At 73.6% G+C, this 16,705-nt stretch carries 16 protein-coding genes; 9 read left to right on the top strand and 7 right to left on the bottom strand.

Annotation, left to right across the window (positions count from 1 at the left end; translation table 11 throughout):
- Positions 1–17: 17 nt before the first annotated feature.
- From ABD324_RS32240 to ABD324_RS32270, 7 genes are all read right to left on the bottom strand, one after another.
- Entirely contained in the window at positions 18–284 is a 267-nt protein-coding gene (locus ABD324_RS32240; RefSeq protein WP_344425917.1) for a monovalent cation/H+ antiporter complex subunit F, read from the bottom strand.
- Entirely contained in the window at positions 281–802 is a 522-nt protein-coding gene (locus ABD324_RS32245) for a Na+/H+ antiporter subunit E (RefSeq protein ID WP_344425920.1), read from the bottom strand. Before ABD324_RS32245 ends, ABD324_RS32240 begins: the two co-directional genes overlap by 4 nt.
- Positions 799–2,316 carry a Na+/H+ antiporter subunit D gene (locus ABD324_RS32250; protein WP_344425923.1) on the bottom strand — a complete coding sequence of 506 codons (1,518 nt, stop codon included), beginning with the start codon at positions 2,314–2,316 and terminating at the stop codon, positions 799–801. The genes ABD324_RS32245 and ABD324_RS32250 overlap by 4 nt, the downstream gene beginning before the upstream one ends.
- The gene (locus ABD324_RS32255; RefSeq protein WP_344426013.1) at positions 2,313–2,786 is read right to left on the bottom strand and encodes a Na(+)/H(+) antiporter subunit C; all 474 of its coding nucleotides are present in this window, start codon (positions 2,784–2,786) and stop codon (positions 2,313–2,315) included. The genes ABD324_RS32250 and ABD324_RS32255 overlap by 4 nt, the downstream gene beginning before the upstream one ends.
- Positions 2,786–3,355 carry an MnhB domain-containing protein gene (locus ABD324_RS32260; protein ID WP_344425926.1) on the bottom strand — a complete coding sequence of 190 codons (570 nt, stop codon included), beginning with the start codon at positions 3,353–3,355 and terminating at the stop codon, positions 2,786–2,788. The genes ABD324_RS32255 and ABD324_RS32260 overlap by 1 nt, the downstream gene beginning before the upstream one ends.
- Complete coding sequence (gene mbhE / locus ABD324_RS32265; RefSeq protein ID WP_344425929.1) at positions 3,352–5,691, bottom strand: hydrogen gas-evolving membrane-bound hydrogenase subunit E; 2,340 nt, start codon at positions 5,689–5,691, stop codon at positions 3,352–3,354. Before mbhE ends, ABD324_RS32260 begins: the two co-directional genes overlap by 4 nt.
- Positions 5,692–6,057: 366 nt before the next feature.
- Positions 6,058–8,175 carry a malate synthase G gene (locus tag ABD324_RS32270; RefSeq protein ID WP_344425932.1) on the bottom strand — a complete coding sequence of 706 codons (2,118 nt, stop codon included), beginning with the start codon at positions 8,173–8,175 and terminating at the stop codon, positions 6,058–6,060.
- An 82-nt stretch (positions 8,176–8,257) separates the two neighbouring features.
- On the opposite strand from ABD324_RS32270, the gene ABD324_RS32275 reads away from it, so the two are divergent.
- From ABD324_RS32275 to ABD324_RS32315, 9 genes are all read left to right on the top strand, one after another.
- On the top strand, positions 8,258–9,094 hold the full coding sequence (locus tag ABD324_RS32275; protein ID WP_344425935.1) for an IclR family transcriptional regulator: 837 nt from the start codon (positions 8,258–8,260) through the stop codon (positions 9,092–9,094).
- Positions 9,095–9,175: 81 nt separating this feature from the next.
- A complete protein-coding gene (locus ABD324_RS32280) occupies positions 9,176–10,630 on the top strand; it encodes an FAD-linked oxidase C-terminal domain-containing protein (protein WP_344425938.1) in 1,455 nt (484 codons plus the stop codon).
- Complete coding sequence (locus ABD324_RS32285) at positions 10,627–11,823, top strand: FAD-binding oxidoreductase (RefSeq protein WP_344425941.1); 1,197 nt, start codon at positions 10,627–10,629, stop codon at positions 11,821–11,823. Before ABD324_RS32280 ends, ABD324_RS32285 begins: the two co-directional genes overlap by 4 nt.
- 1 nt (position 11,824) lies before the next feature.
- A complete protein-coding gene (locus ABD324_RS32290; RefSeq protein WP_344425944.1) occupies positions 11,825–13,177 on the top strand; it encodes a (Fe-S)-binding protein in 1,353 nt (450 codons plus the stop codon).
- Positions 13,178–13,210: 33 nt separating this feature from the next.
- Positions 13,211–13,771, top strand: a complete 561-nt coding sequence (locus ABD324_RS32295) for a DinB family protein (RefSeq protein ID WP_344425946.1) — start codon at positions 13,211–13,213, stop codon at positions 13,769–13,771.
- A 72-nt stretch (positions 13,772–13,843) separates the two neighbouring features.
- Positions 13,844–15,076: a cytochrome P450 gene (locus tag ABD324_RS32300; protein WP_344425949.1), complete on the top strand. Its 1,233-nt coding sequence runs from the start codon at positions 13,844–13,846 to the stop codon at positions 15,074–15,076.
- Positions 15,073–15,261, top strand: a complete 189-nt coding sequence (locus ABD324_RS32305) for a ferredoxin (RefSeq protein WP_344425951.1) — start codon at positions 15,073–15,075, stop codon at positions 15,259–15,261. The genes ABD324_RS32300 and ABD324_RS32305 overlap by 4 nt, the downstream gene beginning before the upstream one ends.
- Positions 15,262–15,290: 29 nt before the next feature.
- On the top strand, positions 15,291–16,184 hold the full coding sequence (locus ABD324_RS32310) for a TetR/AcrR family transcriptional regulator (protein ID WP_344425954.1): 894 nt from the start codon (positions 15,291–15,293) through the stop codon (positions 16,182–16,184).
- 12 nt (positions 16,185–16,196) lie between these two features.
- Positions 16,197–16,622 (top strand): GNAT family N-acetyltransferase, encoded by a 426-nt coding sequence (locus tag ABD324_RS32315; RefSeq protein ID WP_344425956.1) that lies wholly within the window; start codon positions 16,197–16,199, stop codon positions 16,620–16,622.
- The last annotated feature ends 83 nt before the right edge of the window (positions 16,623–16,705 follow it).

Genomic DNA, 16,705 nt, shown 5'->3' on the forward strand with positions numbered 1-16,705 from the left:
CAGAAGGACGTCGGCGCTCATCGGTGCCGCTCCCATCGCTCCACGAGCCGCGCGGCCGTGGCCGAGCCGACGAACCCGACGAGCGCCACCGCCGCCATGAGCGGGATCGTCGAGCCGTCCCGGTAGATCGCGATGTACACGGCGGACGCGGCCACGATCAGCACCACGAACACGTCCAGCGCGGCGATCCGGTCCAGCGTGCCGGGCCCCTTCAGCAGCCGGGCCACCGTGATCAGCCCCGCGGCACACAACATGCCCAGGACCAGGGCGAACACGATCGTCATGGCTCCCCCGCCCGATCACGCGGGGCCGCGGGCCCGAGCGCCCGCACCACGCGTTCCTGCAGCTTCGTCGACTGCCGGCGCACCCGCTCGGCGTCCCCCGGCGAGCGCATCCCGAGGGCGTAGACGTAGAGCAGCCCGCCGGGCCGGTCGATCTGCAGCACGAAGCTCCCCGGGGTCAGCGCCGCGGCGGCGGCGATCAGCGTGACGACGCGCTCGGACTCCGTGAGCAGCGGGACCGCGACGATCCCGGCCCGGGCCCGCCGGCCGCGCCGCAGCACCTCCCAGCTCACCTGCCCGCCGGACACGACCAGGTCGGCCAGCAGGAACCCGCCCAGGCGCAGCAGCGGCCACGGCCGCAACGGCAGCCGCACCAGCACCGGCATCGGGAACAGCGCCGTGACGATCACCGCCACCAGCACCCCACCGAGCACGATCTTCACGGACACGGTGCCCCACAACAGGACCCACGCGATCGTCAACCACACCAGCTGCGGCCAGCGCCTCCCCAGCCCGCTCATCCGAGCACCGCCTGCACGTACGGGGTGCGTTCCATCAGGTCCGTCCCGGCGCGGCCGGTGACCGCGGACAGCGGGCCCGCCGCGGCGGCGATCGCGACGCTCACGGCGATCAGCGCGATCGTGGCCGCGTACATGGGCCGCGACGTGCGCGCGGTGCCGACGACCAGCTCGTCCGTCGGGTCGTCGTCCGGCAGCGGCTCCTTCTCCGCGCCCCAGAACACCCGGACCCACACCCGCACCACGGCGTAGAGCGTGAGCAGGCTGGCCAGCACCACCACCCCGGCGACGGCGGCGGCGGCCGCTCCCCCGTCCGCACCGGCCTGCAGCAGCGCCAGCTTGGCCACGAAGCCAGAGGTCGGCGGGATGCCGGCGAGCGTGAGCGCGGGGACCGCGAACAGGATCGCCAGCCCCGGCGCGCGCTTGGCGAGCCCGCCCATCGCCTCGATCGACACCGTGCCCGTGCGGCGGGTGATCAGCCCGGAGACCAGGAACAGCGTGGCCTGCACCGTGATGTGGTGGACGATGTAGAGCGCCGTGCCGCCGGCGCCCCGCGCGTCGTCGACCGCCAGCCCGAACAGCATGAAGCCGATGTGGCTGACCAGCAGGAACGACAGCAACCGGTTGAGGTCGTTCTGCGCCAGCGCACCCAGCGCGCCCACGATCATGGTCAGCACGGCGAGCACCAGGAGCACAGCCGAGGGCCCGTTGCCGGGGAACACCAGCGTCTGGGTGCGCAGCAGCGCGTAGATGCCGACCTTGGTGAGCAGGCCCGCGAACAGCGCCGTGACCGGGGCGGGCGCGTTGGGATAGCTGTCCGGCAGCCAGAAGTGCAGCGGCACCATCGCCGCCTTGATGCCGAAGGTGACGATGGTCATCATCGACAGCAGGGTCCGCAGCCCCGGCGGCAGCTCGGCCACCCTCGCCGCGAGATCGGCCAGGTTGACCGTGCCCGTGGACGCGTAGACCAGCGCGATCGTGGTGAGGAACAGCAGCGACGACGCCAGGCTGATGATCACGTACGTCATCCCGGAGCGGATCCGCGCGGCGTTCACCCGTCTCGTGATCAGCACGTAGGACGCGGCCAGCATGATCTCGAACGCCACGAACAGGCTGAACAGGTCCCCGGTGAGGTAGGCGAGCGAGACACCCGTCGACAGCAGCAGGAAGATCGGGTGGAACGTGGTGCTGGCGGTCCCCCGGCCGTAGTCCGTGATGCGCTGGTCGATGGCGTAGACGAGCACGGCCAGCGTGACCACGGTGGAGACGAGCAGCAGCAGCGCCGACAGCCGGTCGGCCACCAGCACGATCCCGACGGGCGCCGGCCAGCCGCCCAGCTCGACCACCACGGGGCCGGCCCGGTCCGCCGCGACGAGCAGGACGGCGGCCACCGCGGACACCGCGGTGAGCACGACGATCCCGATGAGCCGCTGGAGGCGCGCGGAGCGGGAGGCCAGCACGGTGAGCGCGGCGCCGAGGATCGGCAGCAGCACCGGCAGCGTGACGAGAGTGCTCATCGGCCGGCCTCCGCCGGTTCGGCGGGTTCGGCGGGTTCATCCGACGCCGCCGCGGATCCCGGGTCCACGACGTCGTCCGGGCCGGTCGAGTCCTCCTCGAGGGACCCCTCGGGACGCTCGCGGGCCGCGACGCGGCGGTCCTCCACGTCGTCCTGCACCTCGTCCTTCCCGGTGAGCACCCAGCTGCGGTAGCCGAGCGCGAGCAGGTACGTGGTGAGCGCGAAGGTGATCACGATGGCGGTGAGCGCGAGCGCCTGCGGCAGCGGATCGGCGAACGTGCCCGGATCCGCGGTGCCGAGGACCGGGGCCCGCGCGGGCGGCCCGCCGGCGAGCTGCAGCAGCAGGTTGGCGCCGTGCCCGAGCACGACGATCCCGATCAGGATCCGCATGAGCGAGCGCTGCAGCAGCAGGTAGAAGCCCACCGAGTAGAGGACGGCGAGGACCACCGCCATCGCGACGTTGATCGTGATCACGGGCTCCCCTCCTCCCCGTCGCCGGCGGCGTCCCGCTCGATCCCGCTGCCCAGCGAGCGCAGCAGGTCCAGCACCACGCCGATGATCAGCAGGTACACCCCCAGGTCGAGGACCAGGCTCGACACGAGGTCGACGTGGCCGAGCACCGGCACGTCGAACGAGACCTTCGCGCTGGACAGCACCGGGCGCCCGAACGCCACCGGGGCGAGGGCCGTCGCGACCGCGAGCAGCAGCCCGATGCCCATCAGCACCGGCGGGCGCACACGCAGCTTCGACCCGATCTCCGCGCCCTCGGACCCCCCGCCGGCGATGTAGCGCAGCACGAACGCCAGCCCGGCCACGAGCCCGCCGGGGAACCCGCCGCCGGGCGCGTAGTGGCCCACGAACAGCAGGTACACCGAGAACACCAGCACGGTCGGGAACAGGAACCGCGCCGCGCCCTCCAGCAGCAGCGTGCGGTTGGTGCGCACCGGGCAGTCGCCCGAGAGCGTCCACTCGCCCTCCGGGGAGTCCCATTGTTCGAAGGGGACCTGTTCGAAGGGGACCTGCTCGCGCTCGGTCGTCATCCGAGGACCTCCTCCTCATGCTCGGGGGTCCCGGATCCCGAGGCGTCCTTGCGGTCGAACCGGGTGGCGAGCACGAGGCTCGCGGCGCCGGCCGCGGCGATCAGCAGGACGGTGATCTCGCCGACCGTGTCGAGCGCCCGGAAGTCGACGAGGATCGCGGCGATCACGTTGTCCGCGCCGGTCCGCGGGGCCAGCTCGACGTACTGGGCGCTCGCGGCCGGCGGCTGCTGGCGGGCGCCGCTGAGCACCACGCCCGCGACCGCCACGAACACCCCGGCGACGGTGGCCAGCACGGCCTTGCGGACCTGCACCGCGCGCCGCGGCCGGGTCTCCCGTTCCTCGAAGTGGGCGGGCAGCCGGCGCAGCACGAAGACGAAGGCGACCACGGTGAGCGTCTCGACGAGGAACTGCGCCAGCGCGAGGTCCGGCGCCCCGTCGACCACGAACAGCCCGCCGATCGCGTACCCGATGGCCCCGACCAGCATCACCGCGGTGAACCGCCGCCGCACCCGGGTGAGCGCGAGCGCGCACACCACGACCACGAGCCCCAGCGGCAGCTGCAGCAGCGACTGCACCGGCGCCTGGTTCTGCGGCCAGACCCCACCGGTGACCAGCGCGACGCCCGGCACCGCCAGCACCGTGAGCAGCAGGACCGCGAGGTAGACGGGCAGCGAGCCGGCCTGCAGCCGACCGGTGACGAAGGTCGCGGCCCGCTCCAGCCCGCTGACGACCAGCTCGTAGCCGCGCTGCGCGGACAGCGGATGGTGCAGCGCGCCGTGCAGGGCGGTGACGCGGGTGCGCTGGAGGTGCAGCGAGACGCCGACGACCAGGGCGACCAGCGAGAACAGCAGCGGCAGCGACAGCCCGTGCCACAGCGCGAGGTGGTACTCCTCCTCCACCGCGTCCGCCGCCGGGTAGGCGGCGGCGTAGGTGCCCGCGATGCCCCCCACCAGCGGCGGGACGCTGCCGAGTACCAGCCCGGCCGCCGCGGCGAGCCAGGTCGGCACGAGCAGACCGACCGCGGGGGTCCTGCACACCGTGGTCTCGACACCCGGCTTGGTCGCGAACGCCCCCCACAGGAAGCGCGCCGAGTAGGCGACGGTGAGGACCGAGCCCACGAGCAGGCCGATGCCGACGACCCAGTTGCCGTCGTGCACGAAGGCCTCGAACGCGGCCTCCTTGCCGAGGAAGCCGAGCAGGAACGGGATGCCGGCCATGCTCGCCGCGGCCAGCGTCGCGGCGACGGCCAGCCCCGGGAGGGTCCGCCCCAGACCGGACAGCGACCCGACCTCGCGGGTCCCGGTGACCTTGTCGACGATCCCGACGACCATGAACAGCGGCGCCTTGAACAGGCCGTGGGCCAGCAGCATCGTGAGCGCGGCGATCTCGCCGATCCGGTCCCCGGAGCCGAACAGCACCATCAGGAACCCGAGCTGGCTCACCGTGCCGAAGGCCAGCAGCCGCTTCAGGTCGGTCTCGTGCAGCGCGCGCCAGCCGCCGACCAGCATGGTGACCAGGCCGAGCACGGCGATCGGCAGCCACCACTCGACGCGGTCGGCGAACGCCGGCGACAGCCGCCCGACCAGCACGACCCCGGCCTTCACCATCGACGCGGCGTGCAGGTACGCGCTGACGGGCGTGGGCGCGGCCATCGCGGCCGGGAGCCAGGGGTGGAACGGGAACTGCGCGGACTTGGTGAGCGCCCCGACCAGGATCAGGACGATCCCGGTCGCGGCGAGGCCACCCGTGGGCGGGCTCGCGACGAGCTCGGAGATCCGGTAGGTGCCCGCGGACTCCCCGACGAACACGATGCCGAGCAGCATCGACAGCCCGCCGAACACCGTGACCAGCAGCGCCTGGACGGCCGCGCGGCGGTTGGCCCGGTGCAGCCCGCTCTGCCCCACCAGCAGGAACGACGCGATCGACGTCAGCTCCCAGAAGACGTAGAGGGTGAGCAGGTCGTCGGCCAGGACCAGGCCCAGCATCGCCCCGGCGAACGCGAGCAGCAGGGCCGCGTTGCGCGGGGCGTCCCGGCTGTCCTTGCCGAAGTACCAGGCGCTGTAGGCCAGGATCAGCGCGCCGAGCCCGCCGACCAGCACGATCATCACCAGGCCGAGCGCGTCGAGCCGGAAGGCGAACTCGAGGTGCAGCGTGGACGACCACGTGAGCGTCTCGCCCAGGCCCGGGCCCAGCGCCGGCCCCAGGTTCGCCAGCGCCCACACCAGCGTCGCGGCGGGCAGCACCGCGGCCACGCCGAACGCGGCGCGGCGGCTGCGCCGCGACACGAGCGGCAGCAGCGCGGCGACCACCAGGTGGGCGACCACGAGCGCGAGCACGACACCTCCGTCCCGACACCGGGACGGGGCGCACGCGGGGAGGCGGCCCGGCTCACGGTCGGGTCGAGAACTTCGGACAGATCGGATGCCGCGTGGGGACGGCGGCGAGGTCGATACTACCGTCGGGGGCCGACAGAAATCCCTCGCCGCGCGAGGGACCCGGCAACGCACGGTGTCCGCACGCCCCCGCCGGCCCTCGAACCGGGCCCACCGCACATCTCGCGGAGCTGCGATGTCGCCCCGCGACGACGACGGCCCGCCGCTCGAGCGCGATGCCCCACTCCAGCAGCGGGCCGAGGACCGTCGTCACGATCGTCCGCGAGTCGGCCCGCCGGGCCCAGCCCGACGTGCCGACCCGCGAACGGACTACTTCTGCTTGGCCTTCCGCCGCCAGGAGGTCAGGACCCGCTCCGTGTAGCCGTTGGGCTCGGTGCGGCCGGTGAAGACCAGTTCCAGGGCGGCCTGGAAGCTCTCGCTGCCCTCGAGGTCCTTCGCCATCGGCGGGTAGCCGGGCTCGCCCGCGTTCTGCTCGTCGACCAGGACGGCCATGCGGGCGAACGTGTCCCGCACCGTCTGCTCGTCGACCAGGCCGTGGTGCAGCCAGTTCGCGATCAGCTGCGACGAGATCCGCAGCGTCGCGCGGTCCTCCATCAGCCCGACGCCCTCGAGGTCCGGCACCGTGGAGCAGCCGATTCCCAGGCCCACCCAGCGCACGACGTAGCCGAGGATCGACTGCGCGCTCGTCTCGAGCTCGTGGGTCCGCTCCTCGGCGGAGAGCTCCCGGTCGAGCAGCGGCAGCGCGAGCAGCTTCGCGCGGTCCGTCTCGCGGCCGGCGAGCCGGTCCTGGACCGCGTGGACGTCCGTGCGCAGGTAGTGCAGCGCGTGCAGGGTGGCCGCCGTGGGTGAGGGCACCCAGGCGCAGTTCGCCCCCTGCTCGGGCTGGGATCCCTTCTGCGCCAGCATGTCCGCCATCGCGGCGGGCTTGGCCCACATGCCCTTGCCGATCTGGGCGGTGTGCGCGAACCCGGAGGCGAGCGCCACGTCGACGTTGCGGTCCTCGTAGGTGGTGAGCCAGGTCGAGGACTTCATGTCCCCCTTGGGGATCACCGGCCCGGCGGCGAAGCAGGTGTGGATCTCGTCGCCCGTCCGGTCGAGGAAGCCGGTGTTGACGAAGATGACCCGCTCGCCGGCGGCCGCGACGGCGTTGGCGAGGTTGACGCTGGTGCGCTTCTCCTCGTCCATGATGCCGATCTTGAGGGTCTTCGCCGGGAGGCCGAGCTTCTCCTCGACCGCGGCGAACAGCTCGACGGTCAGCGCCACCTCGTCCGGCCCGTGCTGCTTGGGCTTCACGATGTACACCGAGCCGGTGCGCGAGTTGGAGTACCGGCCCTTGCCCGCCAGGTCGTACTGCGCCGCGGCGGCCGTGACCAGCGCGTCGAGCACGCCCTCGGCGATCTCCGCGCCCTCGGCGGTCCGCACCGCGTCGGTGGTCATGTGGTGGCCGACGTTGCGCACCAGCAGCACCGAGCGCCCGGGCAGGGTCAGCGGCGCGCCGTCCGGGCCGGTGTACTCACGGTCCCCGTTGACGGTGCGGGTGAGCGTCTCGCCGCCCTTGTCGAAGCTCGCGGAGAGCTCGCCGGTCATCAGCCCGAGCCAGGTGCGGTAGGCCGACACCTTGTCCTCGCCGTCGACCGTGGCGACCGAGTCCTCGAGGTCGACGATCGTGGTGACGGCGGACTCCAGCACGACGTCCGCGACGCCGGCGTGGTGCTGCCGGCCCACCCGGTGCTCCGGGTCGATGGTCAGCTCGACGTGGAGCCCGTTGCGGCGCAGCAGGACCGATCGCTCGGTGAAGCCGGCGAACTGCGCCGCGTCGGCCAGGCCGGACTCGCCGGTGCCGGTGAACGCGACGAACCCGTCGGCCGACGCGACGTACCGCGTGACCTCCGCGTGCGAGCCCCGGGCCAGCGGGAACAGCTCGTCGAGCAGCTCGTCCGCGGCCTCGATGACCTGCGCGCCGCGCTTCTCGTCGTAGCCCTTGGCGAGCTCGTGGTCCTGCGGCAGCGCGTCCGTGCCGTAGAAGGCGTCGTACAGCGAGCCCCAGCGGGCGTTCGCGGCGTTGAGCGCGTAGCGCGGCACGGTCGCCGGGACGACGAGCTGCGGGCCCGGGATCTCGGCGATCTCCGGGTCCACCGCGCCGACCGAGATCGGGGCGGGTCCGTCGGCCGGGAGGAGATAGCCGATCTCGGTGAGGAACGCGGCGTAGGCGGCGGGGTCGCCGGGGCCCCCGGCGGCGTGCCACGCGTCGATCTGCGCCTGGAGCTCGTCCCGGCGCGCCAGCAGCTCGGAGATCCGCGGCGCGAAGCGCACCTGCAGGTCCGCGAGCGCGGCCCAGAAGTCCTCGGGGGCGAGGTCCAGGCCCGGAAGCAGCTCGCCTTCGACGAACTCCTTCAGCGCGGGGTCGACCTGCAGTCCGGCGGTCATCGGACATCCTCTCCTCGGGTTTCGGGGTCTTTTCTACCAGACGGAGTGACTTTTCCGCATCATGGAATGTAGAGTCCCCGCCATGGGTACCGAGAGACCTCGACGGGAGAACGCCGATCCGGTCGTCGACGCGGTCGTACCCAGCATCGCCGTCGACTTCGTCCCCGAGCCGGCCCACGGTCGCGGAGTGCAGTCTCTCGCGCGCGCCTTCGGCGTGCTGGAGACGCTCGCGGAGGCCGGCGGCGAGGCCGGGCTCTCCGAGCTCGCCGAGCGCACGGGGCTGGCCGTCGCCACGATCCACCGCCTCGTCCGCACGCTCGTCGACCTGGGTTACCTGCGGCAGCTGCCCTCGCGGCGCTACACGCTCGGGCCGAAGCTCGTCGGGCTCGGGGAGACGGCGGCACGGCAGTTCGGCCAGTGGGCGCAGCCGGTCCTCGCGGAGCTGGTCGCGCAGATCGGCGAGACCGCGAACCTCGCGGTGCGAGACGGGGACCAGGCCGTCTACGTCGCGCAGGTGCCCTCGCCGCACGCCATGCGGATGTTCACCGAGATCGGCCGCCGGGTGCCCGTGCACTGCACCGGGGTCGGGAAGGCGCTGCTCGCGGCGCTGCCGGCCGAGGAGTCCGCCGCGATCGTCGCCCGGACCGGGCTCCCCGCCGTCACGTCGACCACGATCACGGATCCGGGCCTCTTCGCCGCCGAGCTGGCCGCGGGCCGGGAGCGCGGGTACGTGCTCGACGAGGGCGAGCAGGAGCCCGGCGTGCGATGCGTCGCCGCCCCCGTCACCGGGCCGCACGGCTCCGCCGCCGTCTCGGTCTCGGGCCCCCGGTCCCGGATGGACGACGCCACGGTCGCCCGGGTCGCGCCGTTGGTCGTGGCCGCCGGCAAGCGTCTGGGGGCGTTGCTGGCGAGCGCCTGAACCCTCCCCGAACGGCCGGTTCCGAGCCGCTCCGCCCGCTGTCCCGTCCTAGGCTGCACGTCCCACCACGAGGAGGTACCCATGCCTCTCGATCCCGTCGCCCGCGCCGCGATCGTCGCGGCGCTGGCGCCCGACGAGGTCGTCGACGACCCGGTCCGCACCCGCGCCTACGAGTGCGACGGGCTGACCGGCTACCGGGTCCGGCCCGAGATCGTGCTGATCCCCCGCAGCGCGGAGGGCGTCGCCCGCGCGGTCGCGGCCTGCCACCGCAACGGGGTCCCGTTCGTGGCCCGCGGCGCCGGGACCGGCCTGTCCGGCGGGGCGCTGCCGGTCGCCGACGGGGTGGTGATCTCGCTGTCCCGGCTCACCCGGGTGCTGGAGGTCGACGTCGAGAACCGGCGCGCGGTCGTCGAACCCGGGGTGACGAACCTCGACATCACCACGACGGTCGCGCGGCACGGCCTCTACTACGCGCCCGATCCGTCGAGCCAGCAGGTGTGCACGATCGGCGGGAACGTCGCGGAGAACTCCGGCGGAGCGCACTGCCTCAAGTACGGCTTCACCACCAACCACGTGTATTCGATGGAGGTCGTGCTCCCGGACGGGTCGCTGGTCACCCTGGGCGGCGACACCTCCGAGCAGCAGGGCCCGGACCTGCGCGGGGTGTTCCTCGGGTCGGAGGGCACGCTCGGGATCACCGTGGCGGTCACTGTGAAGCTGCTGCGCACCCCGGAGACCGTGCGGACGCTGCTGGCGGACTTCCCGTCCGTCGCCGAGGCCGGCGAGGTGGTCAGCGACATCGTGGCCGCCGGGATCGTCCCGGCCGCCGTCGAGATGATGGACACCCTCGCCATCGAGGCCGCCGAGGAGGCCGTCCACGCCGGCTACACGGTCGGGACGCCGGCGGCGCTGGTCGTGGAGCTCGACGGCCCGATCGAGCAGTGCGACAGCGAGTTCGCGCAGGTCAAGGCGATCTGCGACGCCCACGGCTGCACCCGGCTGCACATCGCGGGCTCGCCCGAGGAGCGCGCCGCGATCTGGCGGGGGCGCAAGGCGGCCTTCGCGGCGGTCGGGCGGATCTCGCCGGACTACTTCGTGCAGGACGGGGTGGTCCCCCGCACCCGGCTGGCCGAGGTGCTGCAGCGGATCGCCGACATGGGCTCCGAGGCGGGCCTCCGCGTCGCCAACGTCTTCCACGCCGGCGACGGCAACCTCCATCCGCTGGTCCTCTACAGCGCGGCCGCCGGCGAGACCGAACGGGCCGAGCACCTCTCGTCGAAGATCGCGGAACTGTGCGTGGAGCTGGGCGGATCGCTCTCCGGCGAACACGGGATCGGCACGGACAAGGCCTGCTCGATGCCGACGATGTTCGGCGAGGAGGACCTGGCCGTGATGCAGCGGGTCCGGGAGGCCTTCGATCCGGCGGGGATCTGCAACCCGGGCAAGGTGCTGCCCACACCGCGGTTGTGCGGGGAGCGGCCGGGCAGGTACCGGGCGCATCCGCTGGAGGAGGCGGGAGTGATCGAGCGGCTATGAGGACCCTCGTGAAGCCGGAGTCCGTCGCGGACGCGCGCACAGCGCTCCTCGACACGTCCGGCACCGTCGCGATCGCCGGCGCGGGCACCGCCGCGGACTGGGCCGGGCGGCTCGGTGCCGTCGACACGGTGCTCGACGCGACCGGGCTCACCGGGATCGTCACGCACAACCCGGGCGACATGACCGTCTCCGTGCGGGCCGGGACGCCGCTGCGCGCGCTGCAGTCGGAGCTCGCACCGCACCGTCAGCACCTCTCCTTCGACGCCGCCAGGATCGATGCGGGCGCCACCGTCGGCGGGCTCGTCGCGACCGGGGACGCGGGGCCGTCCGCGCTGGTCCACGGCACCCTGCGGGACCTCGTGATCGGCACCACCGTCCTGCTGTCGGACGGGTCGGTGGCCCGCTCGGGCGGACATGTGATCAAGAACGTGGCCGGGTTCGACCTGGCCAAGCTCCTGCACGGCTCCTACGGCACGCTCGGCATGCTCACCGAGGTGGTCCTGCGGCTGCACCCGGTGCCGTCGGCCGTCGGCACGGTCGTGGTGGAGTGCCCGCTCGCGGAGGGGGCCCGGCTGGCGGGCGAGGTGCTCGCGTCGCAGCTGGAACCGACCGCGGTCGAGTGGCTCTCCAGCGGGCGGCTGCTGGTCCGGATCGACTCCACGGAGGAGGCCCTGGCGGCCCGCCTGGACCGGTTGCGGGCCCTGATCGGCGGCACGGTCGCCGATGACCGGCGCCCGCGACCGGAGAGCGACGGCTCCGGCGCCGCCGCGGTCACGAGCGGCGATCATGTCGCGGGTGGGCCGGATCCGGGAGCACCGGCCGGCGGCACCGCGCCGTGGGCCGAGCACGCGGCGCTGACCCGGGGCACGGCCGGCGAGGCGGTCCTGCGGATCGGGGTGAGGCCCACGCTGCTGCCCGGCCTGCTGGAGACACTGCCGGTGGGCGCGGTCGCGGCGGGGCTGGGGACCGGGGTGGCCACCGTGTCCGTTCCCGTCGGCGCGGTCGTGGCCGCGCACGCCGCGGTCCACGCGGCCGGCGGCACGAGCGTGCTCCGCACCCGTCCGGTGTCCGGGCTCGACGTCCCCGCCTGGGGACCGCCGCCGAGCGCGCTGGCCGTGCTCAGGGCCGTCAAGAAGCAGTTCGATCCCGGATCGCGGTTCGGTCCGGGCCGATTCGACCCGTGGGAGATGTGAGTTGTCCACGACACCGGCCGGCTCCGCCGAGACCAACCTCCCGCAGACGGGGCCGAGTGCCTTCGACCCGCATCGTCCGCCCGCCCGCGAGCTGCTCGACGACTGCGTGCACTGCGGCTTCTGCCTGCCCACCTGCCCCACGTACCAGCTGTGGGGCGAGGAGATGGACTCCCCGCGCGGTCGTATCTACCTGATGGACCTCGCCGAGAAGGGCGAGATCGGGCTCGACGGGCCGCTGCACGAGCACATCGACGCGTGCCTGGGCTGCATGGCCTGCGTGACCGCCTGCCCCTCGGGCGTCCAGTACGACAAGCTGCTGGAGTCGGTGCGGCCGCAGCTGGAGCGCAACGTCGAGCGGTCCCGCGCGGACCGGCTCTTCCGCGAGGCGATCTTCGCTCTGTTCCCGTACAAGCGGCGGCTGCGGCTGGCCGCGCTCCCCGGGGCGCTCTACCAGAAGCTCCCTGTGCTGCGGACGCTCGCCGCGAAGCTGCCGGAGCGGTTCGCCGCGCTCGAGTCGCTGCTCCCGCCGGTCACGGTGAAGGAGGCGTTCGCACGGCTGCCCGAGCGCACCGCCGCCGTCGGGGAGAGGCGCGGGACGGTCGCGCTGCTGTCCGGCTGTGTGCAGGACGTGTTCTTCCACCGGGTCAACGAGGCCACCGTCCGGGTCCTCTCCGCCGAGGGGCTCGACGTGCTCGTGCCCCGTGACCAGCAGTGTTGCGGCGCGCTCGAGCTCCACGCGGGGCGCGAGGAGCCCGCGCTGGCCCGCGCGAAGAGGACGATCGCGCGGTTCGAGGTGCTGGGTGTCGATCACGTGGTGGCCAACGTGGCGGGCTGCGGCTCGTCGATGAAGGACTACGGGCACCTGCTCTCCGACGATCTGGAGTGGGCCGAGCGCGCGGCCGCGTTCAGCGCGTCGGTGCGGGACGTGCACGAGGTCCTGGCCGACCTGTACGCCGCGGCCGGGCCGCGGGCGCCGCGCTCCCCCGTACCCGCACGGGTCGCGTACCACGACGCGTGTCACCTCGGACACGCCCAGGGGGTCCGCGACCAGCCCCGGGCGGTGCTGCGGAGCATCCCCGGGCTGGAGCTCGTCGACATCCCGGAGGCAGCGCTGTGCTGCGGCTCGGCGGGGATCTACAACATGATCAACCCGGAGCCCGCGAACGAGCTCGGGGCCCGCAAGGCGGCCAACGTGCGGTCGGTGGAGCCGGAGATCGTGGTGACGGCGAACCCGGGCTGTCTGCTGCAGATCGGGAAGCACCTGCGGGACGGCACGGGCGAGGAGCTGCCGCTGCTGCACCCGGTCCAGCTGCTCGACGCCAGCATCCGCAACGTCCCGGTGCCGCGAACCTGAGAACTGTCGGGGGTGCCCGTTAGCGTCGCGGACATGACGCGCACCGCCACCCCACTGTCCGAGCAGCTCACCTGGCACTGGCAGGCGCTGGTCCGGCCGAAGCTCGAGGGCCTCACGGACGAGGAGTACTTCTGGGAGCCCGCGCCGGGCTGGAACGTCCGGCCGGCCGGGTCGGGCGTGCCCGGCGCCCAGCAGGTCGGCGCGGGACCCTTCCGGATCGACTTCGCCTTCCCCGAGCCCGATCCCCCGCCGTTGACGACGATCGCGTGGCGGCTCGGGCACGTGATCGTCGGGGTGTTCGGGCAGCGGGCCGCCTCGCACTTCAGCGGGCCGCGGATGGACTACGACAGCGTCGAGTACGCCGGGACGGCCGCGGAGGCCCTCGCGCAGCTCGACCGGGCGTACGCGTCCTGGATCGAGGGGGTCGAGGCGCTCGACGCGGTGGGGCTGGCGCGCCCGTGCGGCCCGGCGGAGGGGCCGTTCGCCGAGTATCCGATGGCCGACCTGGTGCAGCACATCAACCGCGAGGCGATCCACCACGGCGCCGAGATCCTGCTGCTGCGCGACCTGTACCGGAACCGGCCGCTCGGCTGACCCGGGAACCCCTGCGCTATCCACCGCGTTATGTGAGAGTCGACTATCGGAAGACGCTCGCGGGGAGGCGGCATGGCAGGCACGACGGGGACGGTGACACCGGAGCTCCCGCTGCACATGAAGAGGCGGCGGTTCGATCCGGCACCCGAGCTCGGGACGATGCGGGACGAGGGCCGGATCACCAGGATCCGCACGCCGCTCGGGGCCGAGCCCTGGGTGGTCACGCGCTGGTCGGACGTCCGTGAGGTCCTCGGGGACGCACAGCGGTTCAGCAACGCCTGGATGCGCAGCCGGCCGATGCCCGGCATGGCGGAGCGCAGCCCGGAGGAGATCGCGACGCTCCGGGCGGGCAACCTGCTCACCTACGACCCGCCGGAGCACACCCGGCTGCGCCGCATGCTCACCGGCGAGTTCACCGGCCGCCGGATGCGCCGGCTCGAGCCCCGCGTGCACGAGATCGTGGAGTCCCACCTCGACGCGATGGAGCAGGCCGGGTCGCCGGCGGACCTGGTCGCGGACTTCGCGCTGCCGGTCCCGTCGCTGGTGATCTGCGAGCTGCTGGGCGTGCCGTACGAGGACCGGGCGGAGTTCCAGGAGCGGTCGGGGCGGCTGCTGAACCTGTCGGTCCCGATGGCCGAACGGGAGGCCGCCGGGGCGGAGCAGCGCGCGTACATGGCCGATCTCGTGGCCCGCGAGCAGGCCGGGCCGGGCGACGCGCTGCTCGGGACGCTCATCCGGGAGCACGGCGACGACATCACCACGGACGAGCTGATCGGCATCGCCGGGCTGCTGCTCATCGCCGGGCACGAGACCACGTCGAACATGCTGGGCCTGGGCACCCTCGCCCTGCTGGAGCACCCCGACCAGCTCGCCCTGGTGCGGGACGATCCGGAGGCGATCGGGCCGGCCGTCGAGGAGCTGTTGCGCTGGCTGTCCATCGTCCACTCGGGCACGTTCAAGGTCGCCACCGAGGACACGGAGATCTCCGGCACCCGGATCCCCGCGGGCGACCTGCTCCTGCTGTCGCTGCCGGCGGCCAACCGTGATCCGGAGCTGCTGGCGGACCCGGAGACGCTCGACGTGCGGCGGGGCACGCTGGGCCACGTCGCCTTCGGGCACGGCATCCACCACTGCCTCGGCGCGCCGCTCGCCCGGATGGAGATGCGGATCGCGTTCCCGGCGTTGCTGAAGCGCTTCCCGGACCTGCGGGTGGTCTCGGCAGACCCTGCGGAGGAGCGCTTCCGGTCGTTCACCGTCGTGTACGGCATGGAGAGCCTGCCGGTGACCTGGGGAGGGGCGCCATGAGCACGCTGAAGGCGAATCGGGATGTCTGCATCGGCGCGGGCGTGTGCGTGATGACCGACCACGCGGTCTTCGACCAGGACGAGGACGGGATCGTCACCCTGAGCTCGGCCGATCCCACGGTGGACGACGCGGTGCGCGGCGCCGTGGCCTCCTGCCCCTCGGGAGCGCTCTCCATCGAGGAGTGATCGTCCGGTTCGCCCGGTAGGTTGCGGCTGTGTCGGGCGAGGACAGGTCGAGCGGGGCGGTGCGCGGGGTCGCACCGGCCGCCGACCCCGGTGGGGGCCGGGCGGCTCCCGGGCAGCCGGCGAGACGGGTCCGCGCGGATGCCCGCCGCAACGCCGAGCGGATCGTCCGGGTCGCGCTCGCCGGGCTCGAGGAGGGCCCCGGCGACGGCAGCGGGAGCGGCGCGGGAAACGGCACCGGCCGGTTGCGCCTCCACGAGGTCGCGACCCGCGCCGGGGTCGGCGTGGCCACGCTGTACCGGCTCTTCGAGAGCCGGGAGGGCCTGGTCCGCGCCGCCTGGGCCACCTTCGTCGACGAGGAGCTGACGCCGCTGGCCGAGGCCGCGGTGGTGGAGATCGGCGGCGACCCGGGCGAGGTCCGGCCGTTCGCCCTCCCCTCCGACGCCGCCGGGCCCCGCACGACGGGGCCGGCGGGGGGAGCCGAGCGAGCCGGCGGGACCGACCGGGCCCCGGGCCAGGACGGCGATCCCGGCGGGCGGGGTCCCGACGGGATCGCCGCCGCCGCGCTCCGGCGCGCCCTGGGTCGTTCCCTCGACGCCCTGGCCGCCCACCAGGGTCTCCTCGCCGCCGCCCGCGAGACGAGCGCGATCCGGGTCGAGAGCGTCTTCGGCTACCTGGCCGCGCTGCGCGAGGTGCTCGGCGCCGCCCAACGCGAGGGCGGCGTCCGCGCCGATCTCACGGTCCGCGACCTCGGCGCCGTCCTGATCATGGCGCTGGCGACCGTGCACCCGGCCGATCCCGCCGGCGACGACCGCCGCCGCGCCCTGCGCCTGCTCCTCGACGGCATGCGTCCCGGCACGGGCCCGCTCCCCCCGCCCTCCCCGGGGGCGCTGCTCAAACCGGATGCCGATCATCCGGACGCCTGACACCCTGGCCGGGTGCGACGCGAGATCGACGAGTTCCAGATCGACGACGACCCGGCCCGGCTGGACCGGGACGCCGTCTGGGCCTGGTTGTCCACGCAGGCCTACTGGGGCCGGTGGCGCCGGCGCGAGCACCTCGAGACCCAGCTCGACACGGCCTGGCGGGTCGTCGGCCTGTACCGCGGCGACGAGACCCTCGGCTCGGCCCGCGCCGTGTCCGACGGGGTCTCGTTCGCCTACCTCGCCGATGTCTGGGTGGATCCGTCGGTCCGCGGCCGCGGCCTGGGCGTCGCCCTGGTGGGGGCGATGCTCGACGGCGGGCCCGGCCTGCGCTGGACCCTCCACACCGCGGACGCCCACACCCTCTACGAGCGCTTCGGCTTCCGCCCCCCGGACACCACGGCCCTCGAACGCCCCGCCGACCCCACCCTCCTCACCTGAACCCACCGACCCGCGAGTCGGCACTTTCGGGAGCCTGAAACACACGTTCACGACGTCCCCCGGTCTCATGGACCACCGTGTGA

The organism is Pseudonocardia ailaonensis (assembly GCF_039531635.1).
Classification (GTDB): Bacteria; Actinomycetota; Actinomycetes; order Mycobacteriales; family Pseudonocardiaceae; genus Pseudonocardia; species Pseudonocardia ailaonensis.